Below are 15,672 nucleotides of genomic sequence, written 5' to 3'. Positions count from 1 at the left end.
TAGCGATTTTTTTTAATTTTTTTGAGTTTTCTGAAACTAATACTAAATCATTATTTTTATCAGTTACTTACAGATGGTATCTGTAATGGCTTCTTGCATGATTACAGTAAATAACCGTCACAAAATACAAAAAACATATAGGTAAAGATTGAGTCACACCATTAAATCTTTTACTCTTGCGGCTTAGATTTTTTGACCCATTTTTAAAAGCAGGATGTTATGACCATTGAGCACTACATTAGTCGCATTACCACACTGATGTCTCAGCAGGAATATTTGTTAGCACAACAAGAAGTGCAAACAGGGTTACAGAACTACCCAGAACACGGGCAGTTATATTTTTTAGACGCAGCCATTTTGGCGCAAACGGGTGAGTATGAAAGAGCCGTTACTAGCTACCAACAAGCAATTACCTATGCGCCAGAATTGTCTATCGCACGTTTTCAGTTGGGCCTTTTATTAGCCACTTTAGAAGAGTATGAAGCATCACGCCTTACGCTACAGCCACTCATCGCACATACACAAGGTTACTTAGCAGCATTTGCACAAGGACTATTACATATTTTTGAGAGCAATCTTACCGCAGCAACGACGAGTATTGAACAAGGAATAGCATTAAATCAAGATAATCCTAGCTTAAATAACGATATGCAATTAATGCTAACGCGCTTGTCTATACCGAGTGAGTCTGAGTCCACGAGTCAACAAAACGATAACACTGACGAGCAAGAAGCAACAGATAAAACGCATTTACTTGATATTTATCACAGTAAGCATTGATACTGTAGAGAGCGAAAGCAATGATAAATAAGAGCAGTCAGCTTCCCAGTGCATATACGAGTAAATCAAAACATCGCAGGACTAGCGAAAATACTGCCAATGTTTCAAACTCAATTCCAACAGATTCACCCAGCATAAAGAATACAACTGACATAGTGGAACAAATCACAACTTCCTTGAACTTAAAACATATAACTTCAGTTGATGATGCTCGCCAAGCTATTATTACTCAAACTCTAACCCACGCACTTGGCGAAAAAATTTCCAGCAGTGTCGTGTATAAAACCTTATTCAATAAAATAGAAGCTGCATTAAAAGATAGTCAGCATATTAATGAGCTTCTTGAGCGAGTTCAAAAATGATAGGTTGTATAGTAAATGCATTACAACGACTCAAGAAGCTTAGTGAGCCTAGCTTGCTCTTTTTCATTTTCAGCAACTTCTAACGCTTTATTCAACTCTACTTTTGCATCTTCAATACGGTTTAATTTCACTAATGTATATCCTAGATGATAAAGAATAGAGGCATTGGTTGAGTCCATTACACTGGCTTGCCTTAGCAACGTGAGTGCTTCTTCAAAGCGATTCAGTTTTGTGAGGATCCAGCCTTTTGTGTCTAAAATATGCGCGGTATTTGATTGTGATGGTGGAATTTTGTTAATGGTTTCAAGTGCAAGTTGCGGCTGTTTCTCTAGGTATAAATTCGCTAAGTTGTTGTATAGCATTGGATCGTTTTTAAACATTTCTGTTTTAGTTAACTGCTCATAATAAGGCAATGCTTTGTTAGGTTGATTAGCATTAATAAAGTGATCAGCCAGAACTCGCTTCAAAATTGAGTAATGTTGCTCAATTTTTTTATCGTTTATACGTGCTGGCTGCTGTTCAAGCATTTTTTTTACTAAATTAACAAACTCTTTTTCTTTAATGCCCTGCTTGGCAAGCTGGTATAACTTAATTGCTATCAAGGTAAACTGGCTATCTTCACTAAGCGCTTTAACGTACCAATCATGGGCTGTTGATAGCGCTTCATTTTTAACAGCGAGATCGCCTTTTAACATCATGACATTCGGGTCATTTTGATGAGAAATAGTTAACTTATCTAACTGAACACTAGCTTCATCTAGCTTATTTGTTTCAAGCAATAGCTTCACAAGCTCCAGCGGATAAATTAATGACTCCGGCTTTTCTTTTATCGCTTTATTAAGGCTGTCTTTGGCACCTTCAAAGTCACCTATTTGCTTTTGCTTTAGTGCTAGGCTTAGTAACTTTTCTGGTTGAGTTCGCCATAAAGGAAGCAAAATATTTAGTTGTTCTTTCGCTTTTAATATTTCACCTTGTTTAATAAGAATATTAGCGCGTTTAAAAATATAGTTTGGCTCTAAAAAGTTAAGTCGCTCTAGTTTGCTGATTGTTTTAAGCACGTCTTCATCACGCTTAACTTCTGTATAGTAGTTAACCAATTGCTCAAGTACTTTCAAATTTTTTGGCTGGGCAATATGTAAGCTTTCTAGATGGCTTATTGCGTCGTTGTAATTGTTAAGTCCGAACTCGGCAATGGCTAACATAAAGGTTGATTGGGTATGTTTTGCTCTTTCGTCAAGCAGTTTTTCTAAAACTTTCTTACCGTCAGCGTATTTCTGGCTCTTAATATATAGGTTTGCTTGATTGAATTGAGCCGCAAAATTATCAGGTTCTTGATTTAAAATTTTAGTGACCGCTTCTTGTGCTTCGCTATTTCTATTCAGCTTAATTAAGCTTGCAGCTTGTAAATTTAAAAAGTCTATTTGAGCGCTATCCACCGCCAGTAATTTTTCTGACAGTTGCAACGCTTGTTCGTATTTACCCGTTTCAACATAGATCATGCCTTTAACTAACATTAAGAAAGCATCGCTTTCACTGTTGCTAGACTGCTCTAATATTTGTATTGCTTTATTATACTGCTGGCCAGAGAAATATACTTTCGAAGCAAGGACTAACACTTCTTTGTTGTTTGGATTCGCGGCAAGCAAATCGTCAACAATGATGTTCGCACGATATTGCTTATTATTTTTAAGATATAAGTTAACTAACTTAGCTGATAAGCTTACGTCTTGTTTCACCACCGAAGCATATTTTTCAAGTAATTGAATGGCTTTTGCATCCTGCTCTTGAGCAATAAATACTGACGCAAGTAGTGAAACAGCATTTAAATCGTTTGGATTATTTTGTAGATAGTTGTTTAAGTCTGTTCTTGCCTTTTCAGTATTGTTATTTGCGAACGAAAGAATCGCACTTACTACTAGTAATTCATTGTTTTCTTGAAACTTTGCGTCTGAATAATTCGCCAGCTGAGTAGTTAGCTTTTCTTTAATTCTTGTTGCTTCATCTTGGTCATCAAGTTCAAGTGCAATTCTGCTGAGCAATAAAAGCGTATGCGGATCGTCAGGAGTTTGCGTTAAAATTGAGTCTGCAATTGTTTTAGCTTCTAGAAAGTTTCCATTTTCAAAATAGGTGTTTGCCAAAGACCTCATGATGACGGGATCTTTGCTATCTAGCTGATAAGCTTGTTTGAAATGTTTTAACGCTGTAGATGTATCTTTTTGATATTGCGCCAATTGCCCTTTCAAATGCCATGTTCTCGCATTGTTAGGCGTTTTTATTATTGCGTTTTCAATTAACGCATTAGCAAGGGGAATTTGTTTATTTGAAATATAAAACCATGCTAGCCCATTTAATGCGCGCACATTGTCAGGATACAATTTCAATGCTGCTTTAAATGATTGCTCAGCTTCATTTGTATTTTTTAATGCTGCATTTGCTTCTGCTTTTAGCATTAACAGCTCAAATTGATTTGACTTGGTTAAGTTGGCTGGGTTGTCTAACTGCAGTATTTCTTCAAATTTGCGCAGCAAAATTAAGGCATTACCTAACGGATGCAGCACTAAATTAATATCTGCGCCTTGCTTTAATGCTTCCTTAAATTCTTCTACCGCTTCTTCATAGTAGGCATTTTTCAGTAGTAGCCTGCCATACAACACCTTGGCAGGTAAATGTGATGGATTGTCTTTCAGTGCGTTTTTTAAGTGGATAAAAGACACATCATAGTCTTCTTTATTAAACGCACTTAATGCCTTTTCGTAGTGCTCGCTTGATATATTTGTTGTGGCTTGTGACGCTTGGGCATTAGCCACAGGAATCGATATAAGCGAGAAGCTAATCGTTGAGCAGAAACCTAACCAAAAACCTAACAGTGAAGAGCGAATAAAACGACGACTAAACATACTATTCCGAATGACATGCTGAGTAAAAACAAAAGTATAACCTTAAAAATTTACTATTTCATTAGCCATTCTTGAGTGCGACAAGCTTAGCTGATTTCAGTTATTTTCTTTAAAGTTTGATAATCGCCAACATGTCGTCATCATCTTCGTCCATGCCTACTTCAATAAAGCCAAAACTACCATAGAAGTCACCTGCAACTGGGTTATCTGGCTGATAACAAATTTCAATCTCTTTCAGTTTAGGTACTTGCTTAATTTCATCTAATGCAATAGTTAGCGCTTTTCTCCCAATCCCTTGATTCTGATGTTGACTGTCTACCATAAAGCGCCAAATTGAGATTTTTTCTATTGACTCTTTTACCCACATAAAGAACCCCACCACTTTATCGTCACGATAAATTGCTCGGGTTTCATAGCCTTCGTTAAATGTAGACTCCACAATAGACCACATATTTTCTGCTACATAGTCTTCTTGGTCTTTTGCGACTTCAAGGTCACAAACATCTTCATAATTTTTTTGCGACACTGGTTGCAGTGTTATTGTCATGTTCATCCTTAAATTAATGTTTTTTACTGCCCTAATACAGTGGCAGGATCTGCCTTGGTTGCGACTCTAGCGGGATATAAAGTTGCTAGCAACGCTAATACTAATGCGATAACGGGTACTATTAATACATCTGCTATTTGAAGTTCCACAGGAATGAAGTCAATAAAATACACATCCTGTTTCAAAAATGTCTCGCCTGAAAGCTGCTCTAACCATTTAAAAATATTCGTTAGATTTAGTGTGAGTAATATGCCAAATGCGATACCAATCACGATGCCCATTAACGCATTTATCATCCCCACAAACATAAATGCTAGTGTTATTTGAATATCTTTTATTCCCATTGTTTTAAGAATAGCGATTTCACTTTGCTTTTCTTTTACTGTCATCACTAACGTGGAGACAATGTTAAAACACGCAACAGCGATTACTAACGTCAGGGCAATATACATAATGGTCTTAACTAACATGATGTCTTGGTAAAGGTGCCCGTGGGTGCGCAGCCAATCCATAAGATACACGTAATGATTTAGATTTAACCCTATTTCGCGGGCAATAATAGGCGCGTTAAATACGTCATTAATTTTTAATCTGATCCCAGAAACAGCATCAGCTGGAATACCCACTAACGCTCTTGCTTGGTTTAAATTAATATAAGCTAAACCGCCATCTAACTGCCCGCCCAAACGAAATATTGCGCTTACTTTGAATCTTGCTAGCTTTGGCGATAACAGCTTTTTGGTACTCGATTTATTTGGTAAAAGCAGCTGAACTTCGTCACCCACATCAATGTTAAGCTCTTTTGCCAATAGCTGACCAATCACAATACCTGCGTTTTCGTCGCTATTATATTTGCTACTGATTGAAGAAAAATCACCACTAATTATATAAGGCTTAATTGAAGACACTCTTTGTTCGAATTCAGGCACAATTGCACGTATTTCTAGCGCTTTTAATTTTTCTCCCTTTTGCAACATACCCGTTAATTTTATTAATGGTGCCGCGGCTAATACTTGAGGGTGGTTTTCAATGATTGCTAACTTACTTTCCCAATTATCGATTGGCTGCTCGACGGCAATTAATTCAACATGTGGTACAAATGATAATAAGCGATTAACTAGTTCACGTTGAAAGCCATTCATTACCGACAAAGCAATAATTAATACTGCAACACCCAGTGCGATACCCAATGTTGACGACTTTGAAATAAAGCCGATAAATCCGTTCTCATGTTTACCGTTTATAAACTTTCTTGCTAGCAGAAAGGAAAAATTGATTTTCACTGTACCTTCCTACGCTTGAACGTTTGTAGCAGTCAAACTTTCTATTTGACCATTATGGAGAGTTAGTACTTGATCCATCTTGTTTGCTAACTCCATATCATGAGTTACCACAATAAACGTTGTATGCAGCTCTTTATTTAATGTACGTAGTAACTCGTAGATTTTAATTGCATTTTCTTGGTCTAAGTTTCCGGTGGGCTCGTCGGCTAAAATCAGCGCTGGCTGAGTCACTAATGCGCGCGCTATTGCAACGCGTTGCCTTTCTCCACCCGAAAGTTCGCTAGGTTTATGATTAACTCGGTGTGCTAAACCTACTTTGTCTAACATGGCGAGTGCCATTTCATTCGCCTTATTTACTGGCTCATTTCTTATCATCAATGGCATTGCCACATTTTCAAGGGCAGTAAAGTCCATTAACAGGTGATGAAATTGATAAATAAAGCCCAATTTTTGATTTCTAAACTCTGCTAGCTCATTCGCTTTTAACGTGGCAGTATTTACTCCATCAATGAAAACTGTGCCTTGTGTGGCTTTGTCGAGTGTTCCTAAAATATGCAACAACGTGCTTTTACCAGAGCCTGAACTACCCACAATCGCTACCTGTTGGCCTTTAGCAATATGCAGGCTTAACCCTTTTAATACCTGTGTATCTACTGAACCATCATGATAGGTTTTAATAACATTGTCGCAATTTACAAAATCTTGCATATAAATCTCTTTTCAAATTGGGTCTTAATTTGTTATTCGTATCTTAATACTGATGCAGGCTCTATTTTAGCTGCTTGATAAGCGGGATAGACAGTGGCCAATAAACTCAGTCCTAACGCGCCTACAAATATAATAAGCACATCACTCAATTGTAATAATATGGGCAATTCAATGTTTGGACCCAGCATCGACAATCCAAAAACGGCTGATATTTCGTTTATGTTAAGAGTGATAAGAACACCTAAAATGACCCCAAGAATGCTACCAATTACGCCATTATAAAGCCCTTGAATCACAAAAGTTTTATACAGCGTAATATTCTTAATGCCTTGGGTTTTTAAAATGGCTATTTCACTGGTTTTTTCAGTTACCATCATGACTAATGCCGATACAATATTAAACGATGCAACAGCAATCACTAAGGTCAGTAATATCCACATGATATTCTTTTCCATCTTCACGGCTTGGAATAATTTTCCGTGGGTACCCTCCCAACTGCTGTATATAATGCCCGCATTGTCTAGTTGCGATGTTACCTCTGAAAACTCGAACGCATCATGTAAATAAACACGCCAATGTTCTGCAGTTTTATTCTTTTTACGCAATAATTTTTGTAACGCGTCACCGGAAATAAGTACTATTTTGTCATCAATTTCTGACTCTGTATCAAAAATGCCTGTCACCGTAAAATTACGCTGACTTGGCATTCTTCCAAGCGGCGTATAAATACTTGCCTCGGTAACCATAAGCTTTACTTTATCGCCTATACGCACTTTAAGTTGTGACGCTAAATAACGACCAATAACAATTGAGTATTTTTGTGAAAAAAGTGATTCCCAGCTGCCGTTGACCATATTGGTTTTAATTATTTCAAACCCTTTTGTTTTATCAAATACCCCTTGAGTCATAACGCCTTTTAATTCATAAGGCGATTGAACAATTGATTCAGATTCTTGATAAGGCAAAATACTTGAAACGCTTGGCAATTGCTCCAATGTTGTTATTAGCTCTGCGGGTGGCGTGTTTTGTTCATCATGCTGATTAATAATTAAATGCGGTACTGCACCTAATATTCGGTCTTTTAACTGTTTTTCGAATCCATTCATAACAGAAACAACTACAATAAGAGACAATACACCAAGCAAAATACCCGACATTGAGAAAAAGGAAATAAACGAAAGAAAGCCAGCGCTTTTTTTCGAACGACTGTAACGCAAACCTAAAAATATACTTAATGGATGAAACATAGATAAAATTAATATCAAAGATGTTAATTGGGATAAAGTTACGGGATAATAAGGGCTTATTGCTTTTGACTCAAGAACATAAAAAATTAGGCACGCTTAATGACTGAAACAATAGAAGAAAAAATTGAGCAATTACATGAATATTTCATGATTGAGCACGTAACTAATGTCAACATCATCCCATTGGCTATGCATGAAGCTATGCCACATTACGATGACTTTATTGTTGAAATGCCTGACCCATTCAAGCTTGCAACGGAAATATCGACACTCGAAACATCTGCATTGCGCCCGTTGCGTCATTTAGGTGATCACGCTGAAGAGCTTGCTGAGTTCCTAAGAGCGCAGTCACGCAAAATTGACCTTATTATGAGTCATATTCTAACCATGCAAGACGAACCAGAACATCGGCACGCGACCCTTGCCTATGGCGGAGGTGGCCTTAGATTTACGTCTGAGTTAAATTTGCAACTAGGTCAAAAGTTGTTATTAAAGTTATTTTTATCACAGGAAGCCGCGGCTATATATTGCTATGGCGAAATAGTAAAAATTGAGGATAACGCCTATAGCGCGGTATTTTCGCTTATTCGTGAAGAAGACAGAGAAATTGTGGTTAAGGCTAGCTTGCACGAGCAGTCTAAACAGCTAAAACGTAAATCAGAATTAAAGAAACAAAATATCTAACATGCAATATCAATTATTACCTGAGTGGGCAGCGCAAGACGCAGTGATGTTAACGTGGCCACATAAAGACACTGACTGGGCACCAATATTAACCAGCGTAGAGCCCGTATATTTAAATATCGCTAAGCACATTCTCGAGCACGAAAATTTAGTTATTGTTGCGCATAGTGAAAAAGAAAAAGAACGAATTTCAGCGTTACTTAATCCCAGCCTTTCCAGTGAACAACTTGATAAAGTTTATTGGGTAATCACCAACACAAATGATACATGGGCACGCGACCACGGCCCTATTACTGTTTCAGACGGTTCAAAAATAAAAGTACTTAACTTTACTTTTAATGGTTGGGGAGAAAAATATGAACATCAGCTCGACAATGAAATAAATAACCACCTTTTCGCGAGCCATTTTTTTAACGATACCAACATTGAACATATTCCAATGGTATTAGAAGGTGGCGGTATTGAAATTAATGAACACGGTGTGCTGCTTACTACGTCAGAGTGTTTATTAAACAACAATAGAAATCCTGACCTATCTAAAGAAAACATTGAAGATACACTTAGAGAAAAGTTAGGCGTTAAACACTTTCTATGGCTAGATAATGGTTACTTAGCAGGCGATGATACCGACTCGCACATTGACACGCTGGCACGTTTTGCCCCAAATAACACCATTGTTTATATCGCCTGTCCAGATAAAGACGACGAACATTACGCAGCCCTGAAAAAGATGGAAACACAATTAGCTTCTTTTCGCACAGAAGCTGGCTCTGCTTATCGCTTGTTTCCCCTTCCGTGGCCAAGTAAAAAAATAAATAATGATGGCGAAAGGCTGCCAGCCACTTATGCCAATTATTTAATTATCAATAATTGCGTGCTAGTGCCAACTTATCAAGATGACAATGATCAAATCGCTTTAGATGTTATTGCCAAGGCATATCCAAATCATAATGTGATTGGTATTGATTGCTTACCTTTGGTGCATCAATTTGGTAGCTTGCACTGTATTACCATGCAATTACCGAAAGGTACTTTATCTTTGTAGCTGTAGGCTATATATCCTTTGAACAATAAACAACTTTCAACGTTACGATTAACGAGTTACAAGTTATGAAAAACAAAATTAAAGCAGCATTAATTCAACATGCAACCAGCAATAATGTTGATGCAAACTTTAAAAAAACCATGCAAGGCATAAGAGATGCCGCAGCCGAAGGCGCTGACTTAGTCGTATTACAAGAATTGCATCGCTCAGTGTATTTTTGTCAACATGAAGACGTTTCATTATTTGATTTAGCTGAGACAATTCCCGGCCCTTCAACCGCTGCGCTAGGCGAATTAGCAAAAGAACTTAACGTTGTCATCGTTGCATCCTTATTTGAAAAACGCGCAACGGGTCTCTATCACAACACCGCCGTAGTGATAGAGTCAGATGGTTCAATCGCTGGAAAATACCGTAAAATGCATATTCCAGATGATCCGGGCTTTTACGAAAAGTTTTATTTCACGCCTGGCGATATGGGTTTTGAACCAATTCAAACCAGTATAGGTAAATTAGGCGTATTAGTGTGTTGGGACCAGTGGTTCCCTGAAGGGGCAAGATTAATGGCAATGGCGGGTGCGGAAGTGTTAATTTATCCAACAGCCATTGGTTGGGATCCTCGGGACGATGATGAAGAAAAAGCGCGCCAGCTTGACGCATGGGTTATTGTACAGCGTGCGCATGCCGTAGCTAATGGTATTCCGGTAATTGCTTGTAACCGAGTGGGTCATGAATCAGACCCGTCTGGTCACAGTGACGGCATACAGTTTTGGGGTAATTCGTTTGTTGCAGGCCCGCAAGGCGAAGTGTTAGCACATGCTAATGAACAAGATGATGAAATTTTGTTTGCACTTTTAGACAAACATCGTAGTGAAGATGTAAGACGTATTTGGCCTTATTTACGAGATCGTAGAGTGGACCATTATCACGATCTCACAAAAATATACCGTGATTAATGGCAGCATTAGTCACATTGAACAATATCAATATCATTGAATAGCAGATTAAAGGTGTAATTTAAAACATGTCTACCACTAACTTATTAAATCTTCCTTTTGTAAAAAACAATAAAGATAAAATCCACTGGGGAAATTTAGTAGGTAGCGCCCTTTCGCTTGCAGTAAGCGAAGCGGTAGACAAAGCCGCTGGGCCAACATTACTTGTTGTGCCCGACACACCTACTGCACTTAAAATTGAACAAGAGCTCGCATTTTTTAAACAGCCCAATGATTATGACGTATTTGTATTCCCAGACTGGGAAACCTTACCATACGATAGTTTTAGCCCGCACCAAGATATAATCTCGCAACGCTTACAAACACTTTATAACTTACCAAAACTTAAAAGCGGTGTCGTTATTGTCCCTATTAGCACGGTTATCCAACGAATTGCTCCGAAAGCTTACATTAATGCTAATAGCTTAGTGGTTAAAAATGGTGACAAATTTGACCCATTCCAATTGCGCAATGACTTAGAATCAGCAGGTTATCACTCGGTTGATCAAGTGATGGAGCACGGTGAGTACTCATTACGAGGGTCAATTTTCGATATTTTCCCAATGGGTTCAACCACACCCATTCGATTAGATCTTTTCGATGATGAAGTTGATAGCATTCGTATTTTTGACATTGAAACGCAGCGCTCTGGCAATAAACTAGACAAAGTGGAGTTACTACCCGGTAGTGAATTTCCTACTGACGAAGATGCCATTGAACGTTTTAGAACAAAATATCGCGAGCTGTTTAAATTATCGAATGAAAAAGAAAGTATCTATCAGCAAGTAAGCAAAGGAAATATGCCTGCTGGTATTGAATACTATTTGCCACTATTTTTCGATAATGTTGCGACCATTTTTGATTACTTGCCTAATAACACATTGTTATTAACGCTTGGGGATCTTGAAGGTGCAACTGATCAAGCTTGGAAAGATATATCGTTTCGCTACGAAGACAGACGTTATGATGTAACACGGCCTTTATTAGAACCAACTAGTATATTCTTACCTAAAGAAGAATTATTTAGCCACTTCAAAACATACCCGCGTATTACGTTAAGTATTGCCGAGCTTACCAAAGCGGCGGGCAGAACAAATATTGATGCCGCGACCATTCCTGACATCGCCATCAATAATCAGTCAAAAACGCCATACAAAAGTTTACAAGACTTTATCGTAAGCATTAAAGAGCAGCGCGGCCGAGTGTTGTTTTCAGTTGAGTCGGCTGGCCGAAGAGAAACCGTTTCAGAATTGTTGGCAAAAGCTGATATACGGCCACAGGAATTTCAGCACTTGTCTGCATTTTTAGACGCACAAACAAGCGTTGGCTTAGTGGTTGGTACAGCTGAAAATAGTGTAATTTTTAATCCTCACCATAAAACACAACCGCCTGTAGTGCTTATTACTGAAACAGAATTGCTAGGTCATCGTGTCAGCCAGCGCAGGCGTCGCCGCAAACACGAAAAAGAAACCAGTGCCGATGCTATTGTTCGCAATTTAGCAGAGCTTAAAGTCGGACAGCCTATTGTGCACATTGATCACGGTGTCGGGCGTTATTTAGGCTTAGAAACCATTGATGCTGGCGGAACGCAAACCGAATTTTTATCGATTCAATATGCAAATGACGCAAAATTATTTGTACCAGTTTCATCGCTAGAGTTAATTAGCCGTTATTCAGGTGGCGAGCAAGAATCAGCCCCCCTTCATAAACTAGGTTCTGACGCTTGGGAAAAAGCAAAAAAACGTGCTGCTGAACGTGTAAGAGACGTAGCAGCTGAACTACTAGATATTTACGCCCAACGTGAAGCGAAGCCAGGTTACGCTTATAAAATTGATAAAGAACAATATGTGCAATTTGCAAATGGCTTCCCTTTTGAGGAAACCGTTGACCAAGTGGATGCAATAGAGTCTGTTATTCAAGACATGACAAAAGCAAATGCGATGGACAGATTGGTGTGTGGCGATGTGGGCTTTGGTAAAACAGAAGTAGCTATGCGCGCAGCTTTTGTGGCTGTTAATGACGGAAAACAAGTAGCGTGCTTAGTACCCACCACCCTGCTCGCACAACAACATTATGAAAACTTTAAAGACCGATTTGCCAATTGGCCAATTAAAGTAGAAGTGCTATCGCGCTTTAAAACACCTAAAGAGCAAAAAGCAGTACTAGAAGAATTAAATAACGGTCGTGTAGATATCGTGATTGGCACACATAAATTACTTCAAGAAGATATTAAGTTTGCCGATTTAGGCTTACTGATCGTTGATGAAGAGCACAGATTTGGTGTACGCCAGAAAGAAAAAATTAAAGCATTGCGTGCTGATGTAGACATTTTAACTTTGACTGCCACTCCAATTCCTCGAACACTCAATATGGCCATGAGCGGGATGCGCGATTTATCAATTATTGCGACTCCTCCGGCCAAGCGATTGTCGGTTAAAACATTTGTCAGACAAAAAGATAACGCACTTATACGCGAAGCTATTTTGCGCGAGATTAAACGTGGTGGCCAAGTCTATTTCTTGCACAATAATGTAGACACCATTGAAGAAACCGCCCAAGCAATAGCTACGTTAGTGCCTGAAGCGACGGTTACTACCGCACATGGTCAAATGCGAGAAAAAGAACTTGAACGCATCATGTCTGATTTTTATCACCAACGTTTTAACGTGATCGTGTGTACCACAATTATTGAAACAGGCATCGACGTTCCAACCGCCAATACTATTATTATGGACCGAGCCGACCATCTAGGTCTGGCGCAAATGCATCAATTAAGAGGCCGCGTTGGACGCTCGCACCACCAAGCATACGCCTATTTATTAACGCCACATGAAAAGCGCATGACAAAAGATGCCATTAAGCGTTTAGAAGCTATTGAGAACCTTGAAGACTTAGGGGCTGGCTTCGCACTGGCAACCCACGACTTGGAAATACGTGGTGCAGGTGAGTTATTAGGTGATGAACAAAGTGGCCAAATTGCATCTGTAGGTTATACCCTTTATATGGACATGCTGGAACAGGCCGTTCACGCGTTAAAAGAAGGTAAAGAACCAACGCTTGATCATCTAATTAGAAAGCAATCTGAAGTTGAACTAAGAATTCCAGCATTACTGCCAGATGACTACATTCATGACGTTAATATTCGCCTTTCGTTGTATAAAAAAATTGCAAGCTGTACATCCACCGAACAATTAGATGATGTACAAGTAGAATTAATCGACCGTTTCGGATTACTGCCTGATGCAGCCAAAAACCTGATCAAGATAACAGAATTTAAAATGATCACTGAAAAGTTAGGTATTAGTAAACTTGAAGCTGGACCAAAAGGCGGTGTGATTGAGTTTACTCAAAACACAAAAGTTGACCCAAGCTTCATTATTTCCTTGATCCAAACACAACCTCAGATATATCGTATGGAAGGACCTACCCGCTTAAAATTTAATATTGAAGCAAAAGATACCAAAGAGCGTGTGAAACTAATTAATGCAATTTTAAATGATTTACATGAAAGACAAGTTGCAGCCTAACCGTTACCAGTAATAAGAGTGGTATTTTTAAACATGATAAAGCACGTACGTGTTGTTTTAACGATTTTATTTGTTTCTGTTGTTACATTTTCGACTCAAGTTGAAGCGCAAACGCGTTCTGGCGGTGTTCGATGGTTTGAAATTGAAATCATCTTATTTACTAATAACAAAACAGATGCTGATGTCGCAGAAAAGTTTGAGGACAACGTCACGGCAATACCCTTAAAAAGAATAAGAGATTTACTGACGCCATATCATTACCCTGATATTAGTGGTGTAAAAAAAGGGTTATCGTCTTGCGAGTTTCCACAACAACCACTACTTCAAAGTGACATACCTGAAGAGGGCGTACTCCCGAATATACTCGAGCTTGATAAAGCAATTATTAACGCCGAACCTCATAAAGTATTGATGCAAAGTTACCAACAACAGCCTGCCTTTTTTGATAATACCAATGAAAACGAGTCGATAGACAATTTACTCAATGAGAGCATGCAACTTAACAACGAGAACGTTAATACAGAAGGTCATTCACCTACAACTTCGCAAACTGATGTTACATCACTTTTAGCCGACTCAACTGCGTTGACTGACGAGGCTGAATTAGCACTCGATACCTTTATTTATAATGCTTACATTCAGTTGTTTACGCATAACCAAGTGTTCACTATACAAACTGATTGTTTATTTCCTGCTGAAGTAACATTCATTCAATTACCTCATATTGAATATTTTAACGATATCAATTACAACGGCTTCGAACATGCTGTTTTAAAACGTCAAATTGACGCTATTGAGTGGGAAGAAGCTGGCGAGTTAGACAAAAGTCCATATGTACATTTAATTTCTAAAAACAGTCTCCAGTTAGATGACATTTATAATAACCTAAGAAAACAACCTGATTTAAAGCCCATTTTGCACTTAGGCTGGCGTCAGCCGGCGTTACCCAGAAAGCAAACCCGCAGAACTCGACTGTATGCAGGAAAGAATTTTACTAACCAATACGATTATTTTGGACAACCATTAAAGTTATTAACACCGCCAGAAACAGTAGCGGTAGACGCTAGTGCTGTTAGTGACAGCGATCTGGAAATGGAACAATCGGTTTCACAGGAAGAGTTGGTCTCAAAAAACATCAACGAGCTGCTTAATAAAATTGAGCAAGGTTATCAAATAAACTTTGAAACGCACGAAGTGATTACAGACGAGCCTTTAGAGCCAGTAAGCTATTTACCTGAAAAGGTATGGGAGCTAGACGGTTTATTTCGGGTTCACTTAAAGCATTACCTATTTGTAGAAGCCGAATTCAATGTAAGAAAGCCAGCACAAGTTCCACTGGCATTGCTAGACTTAAATGCTGATACAAACAACGCTGGTCATCTTGATGTTGCTTCAAACAAAAATGAAGTGGATGCATTAAACCCTCTTGCACACAGTACGATAATGGAAGCGAACAACACGGATAAAGAAACATCAGCTCCCAACCTTAAAACGTATTACTTTAAGCAAAATAAACGCGTCATCAGTGGCGAAATACACTACTTTGATCACCCTCATATGGGAATGATTATGCAAATAAGAAAATATAAACATTAAAGAG

12 protein-coding genes are annotated in these 15,672 nt (G+C 38.5%); 7 read left to right on the top strand and 5 right to left on the bottom strand.

Going from position 1 to position 15,672, the window contains the following annotated elements; genetic code table 11:
• The first annotated feature begins 219 nt into the window (after nucleotides 1-219).
• The gene (locus tag HUU81_RS08225; RefSeq protein ID WP_199611735.1) at nucleotides 220-780 is read left to right on the top strand and encodes a tetratricopeptide repeat protein; all 561 of its coding nucleotides are present in this window, start codon (nucleotides 220-222) and stop codon (nucleotides 778-780) included.
• A gap of 20 nt (nucleotides 781-800) precedes the next feature.
• Nucleotides 801-1,142 carry a hypothetical protein gene (locus tag HUU81_RS08220; RefSeq protein ID WP_199611734.1) on the top strand — a complete coding sequence of 114 codons (342 nt, stop codon included), beginning with the start codon at nucleotides 801-803 and terminating at the stop codon, nucleotides 1,140-1,142.
• Between the two features lie 20 nt (nucleotides 1,143-1,162).
• Here HUU81_RS08220 and prsT read toward each other — a convergent pair whose 3' ends face one another.
• The 5 genes from prsT to HUU81_RS08195 form a co-directional block, all read right to left on the bottom strand.
• Nucleotides 1,163-4,039 (bottom strand): XrtA/PEP-CTERM system TPR-repeat protein PrsT, encoded by a 2,877-nt coding sequence (gene prsT / locus HUU81_RS08215; protein WP_199611733.1) that lies wholly within the window; start codon nucleotides 4,037-4,039, stop codon nucleotides 1,163-1,165.
• Nucleotides 4,040-4,148: 109 nt separating this feature from the next.
• A complete protein-coding gene (locus HUU81_RS08210) occupies nucleotides 4,149-4,586 on the bottom strand; it encodes a GNAT family N-acetyltransferase (protein ID WP_199611732.1) in 438 nt (145 codons plus the stop codon).
• A 23-nt stretch (nucleotides 4,587-4,609) separates the two neighbouring features.
• On the bottom strand, nucleotides 4,610-5,869 hold the full coding sequence (gene lolE, locus HUU81_RS08205) for a lipoprotein-releasing ABC transporter permease subunit LolE (protein WP_199611731.1): 1,260 nt from the start codon (nucleotides 5,867-5,869) through the stop codon (nucleotides 4,610-4,612).
• Nucleotides 5,870-5,878: 9 nt separating this feature from the next.
• The gene (lolD, locus tag HUU81_RS08200) at nucleotides 5,879-6,577 is read right to left on the bottom strand and encodes a lipoprotein-releasing ABC transporter ATP-binding protein LolD (RefSeq protein ID WP_199611730.1); all 699 of its coding nucleotides are present in this window, start codon (nucleotides 6,575-6,577) and stop codon (nucleotides 5,879-5,881) included.
• Between the two features lie 32 nt (nucleotides 6,578-6,609).
• Complete coding sequence (locus HUU81_RS08195; RefSeq protein WP_199611729.1) at nucleotides 6,610-7,824, bottom strand: lipoprotein-releasing ABC transporter permease subunit; 1,215 nt, start codon at nucleotides 7,822-7,824, stop codon at nucleotides 6,610-6,612.
• A 99-nt stretch (nucleotides 7,825-7,923) separates the two neighbouring features.
• Between HUU81_RS08195 and HUU81_RS08190 the strand changes: the two genes are divergently transcribed.
• The 5 genes from HUU81_RS08190 (at nucleotide 7,924) to HUU81_RS08170 (ending at nucleotide 15,668) form a co-directional block, all read left to right on the top strand.
• Nucleotides 7,924-8,508 carry a PilZ domain-containing protein gene (locus HUU81_RS08190; RefSeq protein ID WP_199611728.1) on the top strand — a complete coding sequence of 195 codons (585 nt, stop codon included), beginning with the start codon at nucleotides 7,924-7,926 and terminating at the stop codon, nucleotides 8,506-8,508.
• A 1-nt stretch (nucleotide 8,509) separates the two neighbouring features.
• Nucleotides 8,510-9,553: an agmatine deiminase family protein gene (locus HUU81_RS08185; RefSeq protein WP_199611727.1), complete on the top strand. Its 1,044-nt coding sequence runs from the start codon at nucleotides 8,510-8,512 to the stop codon at nucleotides 9,551-9,553.
• A 65-nt stretch (nucleotides 9,554-9,618) separates the two neighbouring features.
• Nucleotides 9,619-10,506 carry a carbon-nitrogen hydrolase gene (locus tag HUU81_RS08180; protein ID WP_199611726.1) on the top strand — a complete coding sequence of 296 codons (888 nt, stop codon included), beginning with the start codon at nucleotides 9,619-9,621 and terminating at the stop codon, nucleotides 10,504-10,506.
• 68 nt (nucleotides 10,507-10,574) lie between these two features.
• Nucleotides 10,575-14,072, top strand: coding sequence for a transcription-repair coupling factor (mfd, locus tag HUU81_RS08175; RefSeq protein WP_199611725.1), 3,498 nt, complete (start codon nucleotides 10,575-10,577; stop codon nucleotides 14,070-14,072).
• Nucleotides 14,073-14,105: 33 nt separating this feature from the next.
• Entirely contained in the window at nucleotides 14,106-15,668 is a 1,563-nt protein-coding gene (locus HUU81_RS08170; RefSeq protein ID WP_199611724.1) for a CsiV family protein, read from the top strand.
• Nucleotides 15,669-15,672 lie beyond the last annotated feature (4 nt).

The sequence above is a fragment of the Flocculibacter collagenilyticus genome, assembly GCF_016469335.1.
Taxonomy (GTDB): domain Bacteria; phylum Pseudomonadota; class Gammaproteobacteria; order Enterobacterales; family Alteromonadaceae; genus Flocculibacter; species Flocculibacter collagenilyticus.
Note: the sequence above shows the minus strand (reverse complement) of the source record. Positions and strands in the feature narration are given on the sequence as shown.